This window comes from Bartonella sp. CL100XZDX (assembly GCF_042195375.1).
Taxonomy (GTDB): domain Bacteria; phylum Pseudomonadota; class Alphaproteobacteria; order Rhizobiales; family Rhizobiaceae; genus Bartonella.
Genome location: NZ_JBHIOH010000064.1, coordinates 24,420 through 41,619, shown reverse-complemented (window position 1 = coordinate 41,619; position 17,200 = coordinate 24,420). Strand labels below are relative to the sequence as shown.

Here is a 17,200-nt window from a genome sequence, read left to right as displayed (position 1 = left end):
TTATTGCTCTAAACTAAATTGTTCCATATACGCCCATCACGTTCCATGAGGCTCATCGAAGCAGACGGCCCCCACGAACCAGCATTATAACTGTGAACAGGCTGTTTTATTGCTTCCCACCCCTCAATGATTGGATCAATCCAATGCCAAGCAGCCTCAACTTCATCACGACGCATAAACAGTGTTTGATCTCCACGAATAACATCCATTAATAAACGTTCATAAGCATCAGGATTACGTTCAGAAAATGCGGAAGCAAAACTCATGTCTAATGGAATGTGACGAAACCGCATACCGCCATAACTTGGATCCTTAATCATCAACCATTGTTTTACACCTTCATCAGGTTGGAGACGAATTACAAGCCGATTAGAAAAAATTTCATCTAAATCCACATTAAAAATATTATGAGGAATAGGTTTAAAAACCACAACAATTTCAGACATTCTCGTGAACATGCGCTTACCTGTTCGTAAATAAAAAGGCGTATTAGCCCAACGCCAGTTATCAATCTTAACCTTAAGGGCTACAAATGTTTCGCTCTTACTCACTCTTCCCAAATCATCAAAATAAGACTCTACAGATATACCATTTGATAGACCAGAAAGATACTGCCCACGTACAGTACGCTGCCCTACATTATGGACATCAAGCGGTGTTAAAGAATGTAAAACTTTAAGTTTTTCGTCACGCACAGCATTAGCACTGTTGGTAAATGGTATTTCCATCGCAACCAAACAAAGTAATTGTAGCATATGGTTTTGAACCATATCGCGTAAAGCACCAGTGCTTTCATAATATTCTGTACGCCCTTCTAACCCTAAAGATTCAGCAACGGTTATTTGAACATGATCAATATAATTGGAGTTCCATAGCGGTTCATAAAGTGTATTAACAAACCGCAATGCCATTAAATTTTGAACAGTTTCCTTCCCAAGATAATGATCAATACGAAAGATCTGCTCTTCATTAAAGGCGCTTGCAAATACATCATTAAGTGAAACCGCTGTTTTTACATCGCAACCAATTGGTTTTTCAATGATAATCCGTGTTTGTGGTGTCACCAAATCATTTTTTTCCAACTTCATCGCAATATCAGCAAAAAGTGACGAACCAACAGCCAAATAAAAAGCTCGAATATCCGCTGAATCTTGTGACAGAAGGAGAGCTAAATCCTCCCACCCTCGATTTGAGGAAACATCAACAGAAACGTAAGTTAAACGTGCAAGAAAACGATTGAGTTCTGTTGAATTTAGATCTTTTGGATGGATATGTTTTTCTAAAGAAAGACGGATAGAATTTTGATATTCTTCACGACTTAAGAAAGTGCGCGAAACCCCAATAATACGTGTTGGCTCACTGAATTGCCCAGCACACTGACAATGATACAAAGCCGGCAAAAGCTTGCGCAACGCCAGATCACCATTGCCACCAAAAACAATACAATCAAAGGAAGAAACTGGAATAATTTTACGCACCATGAACTTGTTTATTTTTCTATTCGATTATGAAATCCCATATCACTTATAAAAGCTTTCATCATTAAAGCAGACAGATACTAAATAAGCCATTAATTTTCTTCATTTCAAGCAATGTTTCCATTAAAGGCGATCCAATAAAGAAAACCAACGCATTGCTAAAAATATAAGCGGATAACGCAAAACTCTTCCCCCCGGAAAAGATGAAATCTTTAAGTCTTGGAAATAGGAAAAACGTTCATATTTTCCAGTTAACCATTCTGCGTATAATTTTCCCACGAAAGGAGCCAGCATAACGCCATGCCCTGAATAACCACCACAATAAGTCATCCTTGAAAAAATTTGGCGAACATAGGGCATGCGTTCAACTGTGATGGCAACCGTTGCTCCCCACCGATGGCTTAAATTGATAGAATGTAATTGAGGATAAATTTCAACAATTTGCCGTTTTATACGTTCATCTAAATTTAGAGGATGCTTATTATCATAACTTTCTACACCACCAAATAAGAGACGATTATCAATGCTTTTGCGAAAATAGCGAACCATAAAACGGGAATCATCAACCGATTCCCCCCCTATAAGAATTGAACTATGCTTTGGTAATGGGTCCGTTGCTCCAATATAAGAGCGAATAGAAACAATATTTTTTTCAATAAAACGCTCCAGACCAAGTTTATACCCATTTGTTGCAAGTAAAACATGCTCTGCTGTTACACTGCCTTTTTCTGTTATTACTTTCCAATGTGCTCCCTTGCGCCTTACGGTCGTTACCTGTGACTTCTCATAAAGCTTAGCACCAGCATCTTGTGCTCTTTTTGCCAACCCAATAATCAATTTTAAGGGATTTATATGACCGGTATCCGCATCATAAATACCACCACAATAAAAAGTTGATCCAAGTCGCTCAAATGTTTCAGCCTTATCCATAAAAGTAAGCGCGTGATAGCCATAACACTGCATCGCCTCAATATGCCGTTGATAAGAGAGAAGCTCACGCCTTTTATGAGTTACAGAAAGTTGTCCTCCTATCAAATCACACGGACAATTAGGCATTGCGCATAAAGCTAAAATATCTCTTTTAGCTTCTTCTGCCAAATCAAACAGAGCCTTACTTCGCTCAAAACCATACTTTTTTTCTAATGTTTCTACCCATTGCCGTTGCCCTGTTCCCAGCTGTCCACCATTGCGCCCTGAAGCACCATCACCAAAACGTGATGCTTCAAATAAAACAACATCTACTCCAGCTTTGGCTAAATGATAAGCAGCCGAAAGACCCGTAAATCCGCCTCCAATAATGACCACATCACACTGTCTGTTTTCACAAAAAGAAGGATACGATGGACGTTCTCTTAAAGCATCTTCATACCAAGAAATTCCTGGAGAAATTGAATTATAATCAATCATCGTCATAAAATTTAAACATTCAGCAGGAGATATTCACGCTCCCACGGACTGATTACTTCCATAAAAGTTTCAAACTCTTGGCGTTTGATTGCAGCATAAGTACTGACAAACACATCCCCTAAAATAGCACGTATCACTGTATCTTGTTCAAACAAATTGACTGCCTCAATGAGTCCACGCGGCAACTCAATATTATCAGCGTTTACATTATTTGTCGCTGGCTCATCCGGCTCAATTTTTTGTTGCAAACCAATAAGACCACACGCTAAAGAAGCTGCAAGGGCTAAATAAGGATTCGCATCTGATGAAGGAAGTCTATTCTCAACACGCCGCGCTTGAGGAGCAGAACGGGGAACTCGAAAAGCTGTAGTACGATTATCATATCCCCATCGCAAATTAACAGGAGCCGAATTATCAGGGACAAGGCGTCGATAAGAATTCACATAAGGTGCAAGCATCACAAGTACCCCTGGCATATGTTTTTGCAATCCACCAATAAAATGGCGAAAACAGATACTTTCTTCACCATTTTCCTGTGTAAAAATATTCATACCGGTTTTCTTATCAACAACCGATTGGTGAATATGCATAGCAGAACCCGGCTGCCCTTGAATGGGTTTTGCCATAAAAGTTGCATACATATTATGTTTTAGTGCTGCTTCACGAATTGTTCGTTTAAACATAAAAACTTGATCCGCTAATTCAATAGGATCACCATGACGTAAATTAATTTCAAACTGACCTGCTCCTTCTTCATGAATGAGGGTATCAATTTCCAATCCTTGTGCCTCTGAAAATTGATAAATATCATCAATCAAATCATCAAATTCATTCACACCAGCAATGGAATACCCCTGTCCACCACCAATTGAACGCCCAGAACGACCAACCGGTGGAACTAACGGATAATCAGGATCGGGATTTTTTTGTACCAAATAAAACTCAATTTCTGGTGAAACAACAGGGCTTAAACCCATTTTTGTGTAAAAGTGAACCACCGTTCGTAAAACATTGCGTGGTGTGTAATCTACAACCTGACCATTTTGATACACAAGATCACAAATCACCTGTGCCGTAGGAGCATCTTCCCATGGAACAATGCTTAACGTAGAAAGATCAGGCTCAAGGCGTAAATCACCATCTGCTTTAGGATATTCAAAACCATGACCATCTTCCGGATAATCCCCTGAAATTGTTGCCATAAAAACTGCTGAAGGCAATGCCAATGATGTTTCCGATGTAAATTTTTTAGAAAGCATCATCTTGCCCCGTGGTACCCCTGCTTGATCAGGCGTAATACATTCAATATCCTCTACCTTACGGAAAGCAAGCCATTGTGAAACTTGTTCCCAATTGTGCACACCACGTAAACTTTTGAGAAAACGAGAAACAGGTTTAAAATTCTTACTTTTCGTTTGTTTACCATTTTTTACATCCATAACATACCAACTTTAAAAACAATCAAGTCCTATTCTTATTGTATCAGCCCATGCATAAACGACACGAAAAAAATTTATCAACTGATATTTTGAATAATACTATAAGATCCATCAAGGTAAAAGAACTTTACGCTCAACAAGCTATCCTATCACCATAGTTAAAAAAATGATATTGCACGCGATACATCGGTGCTAACCTTCTCCTTATATAAAACAGCGAGAAATACCATATTGTACGTAACCTAATTCCGATTCAAATAATCATATATAAGCAAACATTGGTGAGAATAATAAAGGCGAGATATTTAATTTCCTTTTGGTTGTCGCAATGCTTAATTAAAAGAAAGGAAACTTTTCTTTTAATATGAAGCAAGTTTTGTAACTCTATTGTTATCCACATAGAAGTAAACACCCTAGGCATGGTGAGTAGCCTTTACAGCTGTGCTTACAAACACTCACCCCGCCATAATATGCGTAAATGTATTTTCAGGATAAGACATACGCTCAGCATTTCCGACATGAAACTTAACCATCGCCTGCATAACAGAGCTATCAACCTTGTTCTGAGCGAATGGTACAAACTCTGCACTTATATCAATTTCCACCGCTTGACATTGCACTTCGCACACAATATTTAGAGCTGAGAATCCAGTAGAGCATACCAAATCCAATAGATAGGAATTTTTGCTAATTGCGCCATGCGTGATCCAACATTTGATAGTCTCCAGCCCACTAGGAGGTGTGTTATTTATATCTAAAAAACCAAAAAATCAGGATATGAGAACACAATAAGACCAATTTCCTTTGAACTAACGTCCTTCATCGTCGATCTTCCACCATCGTAAATTTTTTTTGTATCAGTTGCTTTCACATACTTTGACTTATGACCTAGTGATACTGTGCAGATTGAGTACACATCCCCAGAGCCCAGATTGTAATTAAGTTCGTACCACTCTGCTCTTTTATAGAAAATAAATAACCATAATCTTCAGATATAATACGCCTAGATTCAATAATTACCGTAAGCTTATGTAAATCACAACCCAATTGTGATAATGCCTCATAAATTTTACGAGGGTATTCGTCATTGATCGTCATGGCATCGCAGAACGCTGTGGAAGTCGAATATCCCCCGCCTAGACTGATAAAATTTTTTTGATCCTTCAATGCGTAAATATCCTTTCCAGCCTTAGTTAAGGTGGATACTATTAACTCAGTCGAATTCAAATTAGAGCCCACATGCAAAGGCACCCCATTAAGCCTAATCCTATTGGATTCTAGCAAAGATAATGCGACACGTGACTCCGCCGCAGTCATACCAAAACGCGATCTATCCCCCGTTTGCCAGTACATGGCACAATCTCAATGAAATTTTAGGCAATATGTCAAAATGGCGGGCAAGAGCGATGATGTCATGTAATTCGATAATATTATCACACTGGACATTTATATGTTTTCTAATAGATAATTCTATCTCTTCTCGAAGTTTTACATGGATATTTAAAAATATATCTCTACCTTTAAAACCATCTTTTTGCGCTAATGATATTTCATAACCAGATGCAAATTCCAAGTCCCAGCAACATAACAATGATGCCCCGCCCGTCCATTAAAATACCCTGCTTTTTCTCGCTCTAGGCATTCATAGCCCGACCACGTAAAACAGGATACCAATTACAATATCAGACCATAAGGCTGCAAGAGAAAGTTCTTTTATATTTTTATCTTTACATTGCCTCTTAAACAAGCTCGCCTGTTCATATAAGAAGTTATATGTATAATACATATAACTTCTACAAAAGGAGGATTCATTATGTTCCGTGAAAATCTTTGGTAATACACTCGGGTGATTGGATCACCAGTCGCCCGTCAATAATATAGTGCGAATTAAGAAATTGGAGGAGGTAAGTTATGCAACTCGTGGATCATCCTTTTGTGAAGTTCGATCAACTCAAGCCGATTTACAACTTCACATATCCGTTATTTCGCACTATTTCAAATGAATTTTACGATTACCTAGACTTTAATAAACTAGCGCAAAGTCAGCAGATTCCACAAGCGCGTACCATTTCTCTTTATTTGCATATCCCCTTTTGCAAAACCATCTGTTCCTTCTGTCCCTTTCAGAAAGAGGCCTACAAGCACGTTAAGCAAATCGAATCTTATATGTCAGCGCTTACCACAGAGATCAGAACCAAAGGAAATTTCATTCGCTCGCTTAGAGGGCCCATCCGCAGCATCTATATAGGGGGGCAGCACACCGTCGCTTTTGTCCGCAGATAATATCCGACACATCGGAAAAGTATTGCATGCCGAATTTGAGCTCTCTTCCTTAACCAAGTTTACACTGGAAAGCGAACCGAAGAGCGTCACACGTGATAAACTTTATGCTGCCCGTGAGATCGGCGTCAACCGGATCAGCTTCGGTATACAGAGTTTCATTGAGCGTTTCCGATCATTGTTTAACCTCACCTCAACACGTTAACAAATCAACAATACCGTGGCTTGGTCACAAGAGATAATTGGGACATGTCGGTTTCGACCTACTATATGGCAGCACAGCCAGCAAGCCGAAGAACGATTATACGATTTGAGCAAGCATCCTGAAACCATCAACCTCTATGCAATCAACAATCTGGCTATCACGTCGCAACTGCATAAATCTTACGCACAAAAAGGGCTAAAACCGTCCAGCCTACAGCATCGACAAATGCTTCGATTATTTAGCGATATCGTTATGCGCAGCTGCGGCTATGCGCCGTGTAATGGGCATTCCTATATCAAAATTGCCAATAACACTCCTCTAACGCTCGCTAAAACGAGTTCAGCTAATTATTTCCGCTATCACAAATATTTGCATGGTTATCATGACGATTATGTGGTTGGCTTTGGGGCGTCAGCACTGTCGATTCTGGGCTCACTCGTCACACGAGCCAATCCCAGCCGAAGCGGATACATTACCGACATACAACTTAAAGGAAAATCCAAAGTATACTACAATTGGGTATCAGCGGAGCAAAAAGCCTCCAAGGCTTTGTGTATGCGGCTACCTTATAACGGTTATGCCAAAAAAGAAAGAATTGACTGGACCGCACTCCCCTATTTCGTTTACAATAACCTACAACAGCTCATAGGTGCAGGTCTCATCGTAGAAAGTGATAACGATCTTCAGCTGACTCAGCGTGGTTGGCAATGGTATTCCAACCTTATGTATTTTCTTCTACCTCAGGCAGATAGGAATATCTTGGACGGCTATGTCGCAAACGTGCTTAATACAACCGCCGTACTTGATGGAACAGCGGAAACCTGTGTGGTATCTTAAGGAGAAAAGAATGTTCACGCTTTTTGCCAACAAGAACATACGCTATTTTTGCCTAACCGTTAGTCTGCTCGCCTTACTCAGCGGTGCTTTGCGCACTGCCATCCCGCTATTAGCAAGACAATCTGGATATGGCGTAGTCGGAGTAAGTTGGGCGCAAGGTCTCTTCTCATTAGCGTGGCCAATTTTCGGCATCCTTGCAGGCGCTTTACTTGATCGCTGCGACAAAATAAAACTTGCCACCACAGCTCTCCTCATCTTCATGCTACTGCATATTGTCCTGTTCGTACTGCTCATGATACAGATTGCTCCAGCCGAACAAATTTTCTTCTATGCAACCATTGCTGGATTCATCGTCGTTTCTGCCGAAGCTTATATAATGACGATTCCACCACTTATCATGGAGGGAGAGCGATTGATGACCTTCTACTCAATTGTCTTGTTTTTAGATTTCGGGGTCTCCTATTTTCTTGCCCCTGTTATAACAAGCAGCATTTTAGGGCATAGTACACTGCTATTTCTTAGCCTGTTAATCGTGCTTTTTATCACATTGATTTTTACCTCTCGCCGTGCTGTTCCAACATCGCCAACACCTGATAAAGAAAACATCACTTTCCGTTATATCATTGCCGGCTTTCGTTTCATTTTTTCAAATCGGCATCTTACCTCCCTTACATTACTCACATTCTTTCTATCGGTGGTATTTGGAGCATTCCTAACCTCGTTCATCTTCTTCGTTACCGACGGTCGGTATCTGGGCCTACATAGCAGCCAATATGGCGTGATGTTTGCAGCCTACGCGCTTGGTACAATGGCAGGTGCCCTATTTGCACCGCGTATACGCTATGCACCGGTGCGCCTAGCTGTTCTCACTGACGGTTTAGGAACTGTTGTCTTGCTGCTGATTCCAGCCTTTTCAAAAAGTGCTGTCATCGTATGGGGCGTCACCTTTATCGCTGGCGTTGGAGCAAGCTTATGGTTTATTGGTGTTACCGCCTTCAGGCAGCGCCTCACACCAAAGCAACTTCTCGGGCGAGCTAATTCTGCTTTTCGGGTGATAGGCTATGCTGGAATGCCGGTCGGAAGCTTTTTGGTCGGCGTCCTTGGTTCTTTTATATCATTGCAGTTTGCTGCCGCCTTTATCGCTGGACTACTATTGGTGGCTATCGCGATAACGCTTCCATTTCTTTGGCAGGCTGATCATATAAACACACCCAATCCTGCCACGAGGTAACAGCTGCTTTTTAAAAAAGACACGGTCAAAAAAGGCACACATACCCTATTACGCAATCGATTGATCTGTTCTTTGGACGAGGAAATTATAACCATAATGGCTGATAGAGCCAGCGGCACTATAGAAGCAGCCAAACAAGCGCTAAAGACAAAACAGCCCCTTTACGTTGCATTGGGCGATGATCTCAACGCCTATATGAAGGATGCAGAGAGCTTATAGCGTACGAAGTGCAATTCTTAACCAAAAACTCCGCCTTAGCAATACCCACTTATACTCCAGTTAATCCGTCACCTGCTGGACATCAAATGCCTCACCCCTTTACTGCTCCTCAAAATACATTTTGTTGCACTTACGCGCCGTATTCTTCCTTTGTAATTAAAAGACCAGCCCTCCTTTCCTAATTTAGGATCTCTGCCTACACAACGAGCAACAGATGTGACCATATATGCAATCACGCCTTAGGGCCTGCATAGTAGGAAGCTTAGTTCGAGAGATTCATAAAGCCTATATCCCAATAAATTTTCCACCCAATCCACCTTTTAAAAGGGCGGATTTATATAAACCGTTAGAGCAAGCTATGAAATCCTTAGGTGTATTAGAAATAATTGGCTGTTTTTACCTCAGACCAATGTTGATTGACTTTTACTCGTGCATATACGCAAGCTGTGCTACTCTTTTCTCAGATAGAAAGAACATTATCGTTACCATCTGACCTATTATTGTTTGAAAATAAAGAACAAGTATCAGTGCGACTGATGATATTGAAGAGCTATCTCATTTGTGGCTGTACTTAATTACGGCATTGGGAAGCTAGACACGCAATCCCCCATTTCTGCGCGCCTTCTGCATGATATTCATAAGATTTTATTACGCGGTAAACGCGGTACGTCCAAAAGCCTTGGCGAATTTCGCAAAGCACAAAATTAGCTTGGCGGTACGCAACTAAAGACAGCGTCATTCGTGCCGCCCACTCCTACCACAGCCCCCCCCACTCTCTCTACCACCATCCCCCGCTTAGAATCGCGCCAACTCATCACCGGTGCCTCGTTAAACACCACACCAGTCTCAAGGCGGTAAAATGCGCCTTGCCGCATTTAATCTTCAGCATTTCTTTAAGGCGCAAATCAAAGACACTTCTTTTCAATATTAAGAAAGTTTTGTAACCTATATTGTTATCTCCATAGAAGTAAAAACAGCCTCTATGGATGGTGAGTAGCTAAGCCTTCACAGCTAGTGCTTTACAAGCGCTTTTATAACACTCACTCTGCCCCCATAGGATTGCATTTTATTAAATAACCCACGCGCATATAATTAAAGAGAGAAACGATTAAGCTTGCACCAATCATGCCAAGCCAATAGCCAATAAAGCCATATTCAAAAAAATGCGCCATTAGCGCTCCCCCAAATAGGCCTAACCCCCAATAACTTATTGCTACAACAATTGTTGACCAAAACGTATCAAGCAAGCCCACAAGTATGCCATTGAGCATAGCTCCTAAAGTGCCAAAAGCAAAAGACAATAAAATGAACGGAAGCAACTTCCAAGAGAAAACAACAACGCGTTCTGAAGAAATATTAAAGATGGTTGTAAGGATGAATCCATAAGAGAGATAAACAATCCCTGATAAAAACAAGACATACGCTACAGCAAAAACTGTGACACTCATACGCAATTGTTTTAGAGCCATATTATTCCTATCTGCTCTATACCACGCTGCTATTGTCGCAGCTGCGCTGGAAATCCCCAAAGCCACCACAGAAATAAGCATATCGAGACGCATCCCTATCGTATGCGCGGCCAAAGATTCGACCCCATAAGCCGTAATCATAAATGCAATAACAGAAGGAAAACCCTCCGCAATAAGAATACGTATACCAATGGGTAGCCCTACTCGCAGCAATTTTATTATTCGTGAAATCTCTAACTTTGGTCTCAAATAATTAAAGCGAAAAGAATGAAAAGCAGAATTGCGGGACAATATTATTGCTGCTGCAATAACAATTAAAATACGGATCAAACTGCTCGCAATTCCTGCACCAAAGACACCTAATCCGCTTGCAGAACCTATACCAAAAATAAGCAGCCAAGAGATAAGAAAATTTACGAGGATAGCCGCAAGCATAACCCAGGTTAAGGGCTTTGGATTACCAATTGCTGACAGTAATCCCCGGCTATTCACATAAAGATAAAAAAAACACCACTCCTATAGCAGCGCCACTATTATATTCCTGTGCTATATTGGCAATTGTCCCATCTTGGCCGAGAAGACACAAAATATTCCTCGTGTTGAGTAAAATGATCGCACTCATCATTCCAATCACAAGGGAAAGCCATATTCCTTGATCAAACCATGCCTTTAATGCATATCTATCTTGTCTACGAAAACTTTCCGCAAGTTTTGGTGCAACCGCGGTAATAATACCTAGCCCAAACAACATAACAAAACTAAATATACTCAGAGCTAACATTGTACCACTCAAGGCTTGCACGCCTAAATGCGCTACAAGCGCTGCATCTGTGAAGGAAATCATCATCTGAGAGATAAACCCAATAGCCAGTGGCATGCCAAGAGAGAGCAATTGCTTCATCACAACAAACATTGTGAAATACCCTTCCATATTGAAGGACATATTAAGCTCGGATCTTTTAAACAAAACACATTGATTTTTTCCGTAAAGTCTTTCCATCGCAAGTCTTGTGTAAAGGATGCATAATGAGAACGCATTAAGGTAAGAGGAGATGCCCAGTTCTTAAAAAAGAAGCGCAATGCACCTTTATTGGTTTTTTGGACTTTATGCCATGCGTTTTTTTGTACAATATTATGCCCCCAAGCAACTACAGTCATTGATAAAAGATCCTCAGCGAGCCGTTTGTTCGTCTTGTATATCCATTTTTAGTATTTTTAATCAAACTTTTTGGTACTGCAAGTAATACACCTGTGCTAACCTTTGCTTACTCGCTGCTTACATACGTAAAAAAACAAAGCCGACCAAGTTGTCAAAAAACACAGGCATTAGCATTTTTACAATCCATTGTGCCTATACACCAATTAAAAAAGAGCGTTTATGATACATAAGGCACCTCGATGCCCCACCGCTCTACGATCTAAAATTATGAAACTTTAGTTCAACAACCAACGCACAATGTTTTACGGACGCAAAAGCACCATCTAGCACTCACTAGGAGAGCATTCTATAACTATACGCACCATGTCCACATCACAAAACTATAGAGACTTCATATGAATGATTGCCCTCTCCAAAAATAATAATTTTGTCCACCTCCGAATCCAATCTGAAGTATTCATTTAACAACACATCAATATCATATCCTCTTGATATGCTCGTTCGCGATATTTCTGGCTAATAGCAGCACAATCATTTGGTGTATTCAAATCGATAAGCATCTCTACTAAAAACGATGGACAGCTATTAATTTCGACTCAATCCATATAAGATGACCCACACACTATTTTTTCCTGTGTCTTTATGTAAGTCATAGGCAAGTCCCTATTCAACTGTATCTTCACTCTCAGACCTCTTCGTTTTTTATTAACTTTTTATCAGTATAAAGCCAGGCCAAATTAAGCGGGATAATTGAACATATACAAACCAAGGCAAAACAAAAAGCTGCTTCTATACAAACATTATTTGCCAACCAACCAATCAGCACAAGCGCTAAAATACCAAAAATACGCGCAAGAAAACTAACAATGGATAAAACCGTATTTGCATTCTTTTGTTGAATATGTTTAAAAAACTCTGCTTCAAACTGCGTCATAGGAACAGAAAAAAAACTGTGAAATACGGTGAATAAAATAATAGGAGCCCAACTGTTTGCAACGAGAAGCAGAGCAAGCATAACAACAGCACTTAGGACGAGTGAGCACAAAGTTATCGCCATAGGAGCATATTTTTGCATAAAATATTTAATTACAAAGCGATTAAATAAGTATTTTACGAGAGTATAAGACACAAAGCACAGGCCAAGAATAAGAATTTTAGTCTTTCCTGTCGCATTGTCTAATACTCCTGTCTGTCCCAAAATAAAAGGTTGCCAAAAATGAAATATTGGCTGCAATGCAGCAACAATAAAACCACATATCAATATATAATATAATCCGATTTTTGAGGTAACTAAATAAGTAAAAGCTTCTGTTGCATGCAACAAAGAACCCGAGTCTATTGACTGACTATCCGAAGCGGATGCAATACCTATCCCCGTCACCCGACTAAACAAGAATACAAGCACGAGAAACCCGAAAGAACAAAAATAATATGCCGACTGATAATTATCCATACACAAAACAATAAGAACACCTAGCGCACCAGCAACCATATTCATGAATGCCGTCAGTTCCCGCTTATAAACGTTTACTTGGTGGTAGATCAAACTACCCTTGTATCCACCGCCGTCGATTAAGCCTTTAATCCATGTACTATCAGCGCCAGAGCATAAAGCAAAGCCTAAAGCATATATAATTTCTGCCGGAATTAAGACAGAAAGATTAGGCGCGTAAATACATAAAAAGAAGAAGAGCGAAAAAAAGAAACATGATAAGATAACATTTTTTTTAACGCCAATTTTATCTCCTAAAATTCCACAAGGCACTTCAAAAATACAAATAGCCGCGCTAAATACAATTTGTAATAAGGCTAACTGTGCTATACTAACGCCCATAGACAAGAAAAAAAAAGCATGGAAGGAACCTGTAATCAGCCGAACCCCGCTCATTGCCCCACAGCCATAGAGCAACTTTTTAACTTCATAATCTATCGTCATTAATATATCCAAAAGCTATAAAGCTGGCAGCTTTTTTTGCCGCCAGCTTTGTATATTTTAAAACTTCAATTCATAGAAGCGCCTCAAGCAGCCATTTTCTGCTCACTTGCTCGGACTTTGAGCGCAGCAACATCAACCCGTTTAATTTTTTTTCAGTGGTTTATACATATCTTTAGTTTTCATAACTTTACCTCCTGTATTAAATGAAAACAATTAAATTCAACATGAAGTGTACATTATAACTACCTTTTATCAATTTATTATTTTGATATAAAAAGCTTTTCTCCCCTCCCCCTTAAGTATTTCATGCTCCAATCATTCTGTAACAACCACCGCAGCACTTGGAAACTCATGCGCCCCTTCGGGCAAAGTACGCTTATATTCACGCCAATTTATCACCGGCTGGTCGTTAAACGCAACGCTCGTTTGCAGTGCAGCAAAATGCGCTTTGCCGCATTTAATCTTCAGTATTTCTTTAAGTCGCAAATCAAACTCGCTGTTTGCCCCTTTTGTCTCCAGCACAAAGTAAAGCTTTTGTTCGCCATCTCGCTCTAAAAAAACTGCCCAATCAGGCGTATAAGAACCAATGGGAGTGGCTATTTTAAAACTTCTTGGTAGTTTAAAAAACAATCTGACTTCAGGATCATTTTCAAGACTTTGTGCAAACTCTTTCTCCACACTGCTTTCATAAACCACATGATCATACACACTCTTCTCACTCACAACAGCTGTACGCTCTAAATTTGCCACAAGCTCTTCACTGGTAAAAAGCTCTTGCACACTATATTCTTTCCCGACCAGCTTTAAATATTTAATGCCATCAATTGTAAGATTAACATGGGTTTTATTGAGTATTTCTTCTATGCGCTCTAAAAAAGCTTGTGGATTTTTTACAAACTCATGCTCACGGCCACTCTTTGTCAAAATACCAATAATTGTCTTTGTGGTTAATTTCAGCTTTAAGGTCAAATAATGTACAATGTTCGGCAGTGCACAAAAACTATAATCAAGCGCACTCTGCTTTAATAACTGCTCTTCATAGATCACACCAGCACTATCCAGTTCTATCTCTGCTGTCTGATAAACCAAATGCGCGGGCGCAACTGGCGCCATTTTTTCCACTGCATCCACTGCTTTGGCAACAAACTCTGTGCGATCAAGCTTTGCACGATAAGTGGTCTTTTTATTGATCTTTTCCCACAAGGCCAAAAACTCTGGTGAAGCCACTGTTTGCTTTTTAAGCTTAACCCGCACCTCGCGCGTAGCATTACGAATAATCGGCATGGCTTGGCTCGCTTCTAGCGCCTGCAGCACAGCCTGCTTCTGCCCTTTACTAAAACGTTCACTTAAATCTAACGTCCCAGTCGCCCATTGCGCTTTTAATGTATCTGTGATTTTTCCTGCTAATGTAAGCAAGGCTTTTTCACGCAACTCAACCAATATATCAGCAGCCTCTTGCGAAGACAGAATTTTTGTTTCCGTCACAGCTGTCATATAAATCAGATCTTGCAGCGTCTCAACATTAATAAGCGCGCCCTCATCAGTTTTTTTCACAATTTCTTGACGCAATTCGCGTGGCATTTCCTCCGCCCCTATAGCATCAAATTCGCTCGCTACTAAATCTTGATCTACTTTAACGACACCTGCCTCATCAATAAAATCTTTTGCAACAAGTATTTTAACAATTTTTTGTGCTTGCGATACTTCCACTTTAGCGGCCACATATTTTACATCTTCATAAATACGGCCAACCAAATGCTCCATCTGCAATGTACCAAGTTTATAACCAATATCCGCCTCTAATTCTTTTTGCAATGTACTCACAAACTCAGCAAAGCTTTCATTCACCATGACATGCAGCACATTTATATCTTTATCTTCTACCTGTTCACCGTGTTGGTTTACGCACAAGCGCAAACCGCGACCAATCTTTTGCCGTACGGTAAAATTCGATTTTTGCTCAATCAACATACACACTTGAAACACATTCGGATTATCCCAGCCTTCTCTCAAGGCCGAATGCGAAAAGATAAAACGCAAGGGGCATGCAAAAGATAATAACCACTCCTTATCACGCATAATCGTGTTATAAGTGTCATCATCAGCTTGGCTGTCGCCCTTTGTATCCTTATAGACGCCTTTTTTGTCTTGCGAGAAATAACCGCCGTGCACGTTTCGAACATTTTGCGCAAACTTAGTTCGCAAGGAGGCATATTTCTTTTTTGCCAACAGCTCTTCATAACATTCTTCAAACATACGCTCATAAAGTGCTGGCTCTTCATCAGAGCTACGATATTTAGCCACCTCATCAATAAAAAAAAGTGATAAAACTTTAATCCCTAAAGGCGCAAGCCGCAATTCTTTATCTAAATGTGTTTCTATAGTGCGATAAATTTGCGCGCGTTTAAGCTCTATTGTATTCACATCACCAAGGGCGTGGCCAAATTTGACAATTTCAGTATCAGAAAACTCAACAGCTTCATCCCCCACCATGCAATTGATACCCGAAACAATATAACCCCTATAAAGCTCACGCCCGCCCGTAACGCGATACAGATCATCGCCTTGTCTCACTGTAACTGTTTTGCGACTCACAGTGCCATTCTTTCCCGCAATATCCAACTCTAAGCGCGCCCTAAAGCCATGTTTGTGAGATACGGATTTCAAGGCAATATAGGGACGGTTAAAATTTTGCTCTATCTGATTAGAAGAAACACAAATTTGCTTTACCAGTCCTTTTTTATAAGCATCAACAGGTGTTAAACGATATAAAAGATTAATCTCATCTTTATGCGTGGCACTATAGCGGAAAACACAAAGCGGATTAAGGCTCGCAATAGCCTCCTTCGCTTTTGCTGTATTATCCACCGATTGCGGTTCATCTATGATCACAATCGGATTTGTATCTTGGATATAGCGCATAGCACTTTCGCCATTCAGTCTATCTTGCGGAAGGTTGATAATATTTTCTGCTTTTTTAAATGCATCAATATTGATAATCATAATTTCAATATTGGTAGAGCTTGCAAATTGGCGAATTTGCGAAAGATCTTTTGAATTATAAATAAAATAACGATAGGGCAGATTATCAAACTCTGCTTGAAAATGCTCCCTTGTTACCTGAAGTGATTTATACACCCCTTCGCGAATAGCAACACTTGGTACGACGATAATAAATTTGGTAAAGCCATAGCGTTGATTTAACTCAAAAATCGTCTTGCTATAGACATAAGTTTTGCCTGTTCCCGTTTCCATCTCAATAGAAAACTGCTTTTGCTCTAGCGTCTCACTCGCCACGAGTTTATTGTTCTGTTGCACCTCTTGTAAATTTGCTAATATGCTTTCATCACTGATCAATAATTGATTACCATAACCAAATTCATTTAACGCTAATTGTCCTTGTTCTGAATGCAAAGAAAAAGAAGAATCCCGTCGTGGTTGGCCTTTAAACAAATCAATGACGCTTTTAACCGCATCATTTTGAAATTCTTGTTGTTTAAATTTAAGTTTCATATCGCTGCCCCAATCGTCTCTCTATAG

14 protein-coding genes are annotated in these 17,200 nt (G+C 40.0%); 5 read left to right on the top strand and 9 right to left on the bottom strand.

The features are described from left to right. Window positions 1-8 precede the first annotated feature (8 nt). The 5 genes from zwf to ACFILU_RS07015 form a co-directional block, all read right to left on the bottom strand. Window positions 9-1,481, bottom strand: a complete 1,473-nt coding sequence (gene zwf / locus ACFILU_RS07035; RefSeq protein ID WP_375675386.1) for a glucose-6-phosphate dehydrogenase — start codon at window positions 1,479-1,481, stop codon at window positions 9-11. A 120-nt stretch (window positions 1,482-1,601) separates the two neighbouring features. Further along, entirely contained in the window at window positions 1,602-2,885 is a 1,284-nt protein-coding gene (locus tag ACFILU_RS07030; RefSeq protein ID WP_375675422.1) for an NAD(P)/FAD-dependent oxidoreductase, read from the bottom strand. Between the two features lie 11 nt (window positions 2,886-2,896). Next, window positions 2,897-4,324 (bottom strand): glutamine synthetase family protein, encoded by a 1,428-nt coding sequence (locus ACFILU_RS07025; RefSeq protein ID WP_273790377.1) that lies wholly within the window; start codon window positions 4,322-4,324, stop codon window positions 2,897-2,899. Between the two features lie 455 nt (window positions 4,325-4,779). Further along, on the bottom strand, window positions 4,780-5,016 hold the full coding sequence (locus tag ACFILU_RS07020; protein ID WP_273790442.1) for a class I SAM-dependent methyltransferase: 237 nt from the start codon (window positions 5,014-5,016) through the stop codon (window positions 4,780-4,782). 196 nt (window positions 5,017-5,212) lie between these two features. Beyond that, window positions 5,213-5,677 (bottom strand): hypothetical protein, encoded by a 465-nt coding sequence (locus tag ACFILU_RS07015; protein WP_375675385.1) that lies wholly within the window; start codon window positions 5,675-5,677, stop codon window positions 5,213-5,215. Window positions 5,678-6,235: 558 nt separating this feature from the next. Between ACFILU_RS07015 and ACFILU_RS07010 the strand changes: the two genes are divergently transcribed. The 5 genes from ACFILU_RS07010 (at window position 6,236) to ACFILU_RS06990 (ending at window position 9,804) form a co-directional block, all read left to right on the top strand. After that, window positions 6,236-6,607, top strand: a complete 372-nt coding sequence (locus ACFILU_RS07010; protein WP_375675384.1) for a hypothetical protein — start codon at window positions 6,236-6,238, stop codon at window positions 6,605-6,607. Window positions 6,608-6,824: 217 nt separating this feature from the next. After that, window positions 6,825-7,646 carry a hypothetical protein gene (locus ACFILU_RS07005; RefSeq protein WP_375675382.1) on the top strand — a complete coding sequence of 274 codons (822 nt, stop codon included), beginning with the start codon at window positions 6,825-6,827 and terminating at the stop codon, window positions 7,644-7,646. 10 nt (window positions 7,647-7,656) lie between these two features. Beyond that, complete coding sequence (locus tag ACFILU_RS07000; protein WP_375675380.1) at window positions 7,657-8,877, top strand: MFS transporter; 1,221 nt, start codon at window positions 7,657-7,659, stop codon at window positions 8,875-8,877. 96 nt (window positions 8,878-8,973) lie between these two features. Then, window positions 8,974-9,096 (top strand): hypothetical protein, encoded by a 123-nt coding sequence (locus ACFILU_RS06995; protein ID WP_375631524.1) that lies wholly within the window; start codon window positions 8,974-8,976, stop codon window positions 9,094-9,096. A gap of 561 nt (window positions 9,097-9,657) precedes the next feature. Then, the gene (locus ACFILU_RS06990) at window positions 9,658-9,804 is read left to right on the top strand and encodes a hypothetical protein (protein ID WP_375629819.1); all 147 of its coding nucleotides are present in this window, start codon (window positions 9,658-9,660) and stop codon (window positions 9,802-9,804) included. Between the two features lie 332 nt (window positions 9,805-10,136). On the opposite strand, the gene ACFILU_RS06985 is transcribed toward ACFILU_RS06990, so the two are convergent. The 4 genes from ACFILU_RS06985 to ACFILU_RS06970 all read right to left on the bottom strand — a co-directional run bounded on the left by ACFILU_RS06985 (window position 10,137) and on the right by ACFILU_RS06970 (window position 17,173). Then, a complete protein-coding gene (locus ACFILU_RS06985; RefSeq protein WP_375675378.1) occupies window positions 10,137-11,057 on the bottom strand; it encodes an MATE family efflux transporter in 921 nt (306 codons plus the stop codon). Beyond that, window positions 11,050-11,478, bottom strand: a complete 429-nt coding sequence (locus tag ACFILU_RS06980; protein ID WP_375675376.1) for an MATE family efflux transporter — start codon at window positions 11,476-11,478, stop codon at window positions 11,050-11,052. The genes ACFILU_RS06985 and ACFILU_RS06980 overlap by 8 nt, the downstream gene beginning before the upstream one ends. 931 nt (window positions 11,479-12,409) lie before the next feature. Continuing rightward, entirely contained in the window at window positions 12,410-13,660 is a 1,251-nt protein-coding gene (locus tag ACFILU_RS06975; protein ID WP_375675374.1) for an MFS transporter, read from the bottom strand. Between the two features lie 315 nt (window positions 13,661-13,975). After that, window positions 13,976-17,173, bottom strand: coding sequence for a DEAD/DEAH box helicase family protein (locus ACFILU_RS06970; protein ID WP_375675372.1), 3,198 nt, complete (start codon window positions 17,171-17,173; stop codon window positions 13,976-13,978). Between the last annotated feature and the right edge of the window lie 27 nt (window positions 17,174-17,200).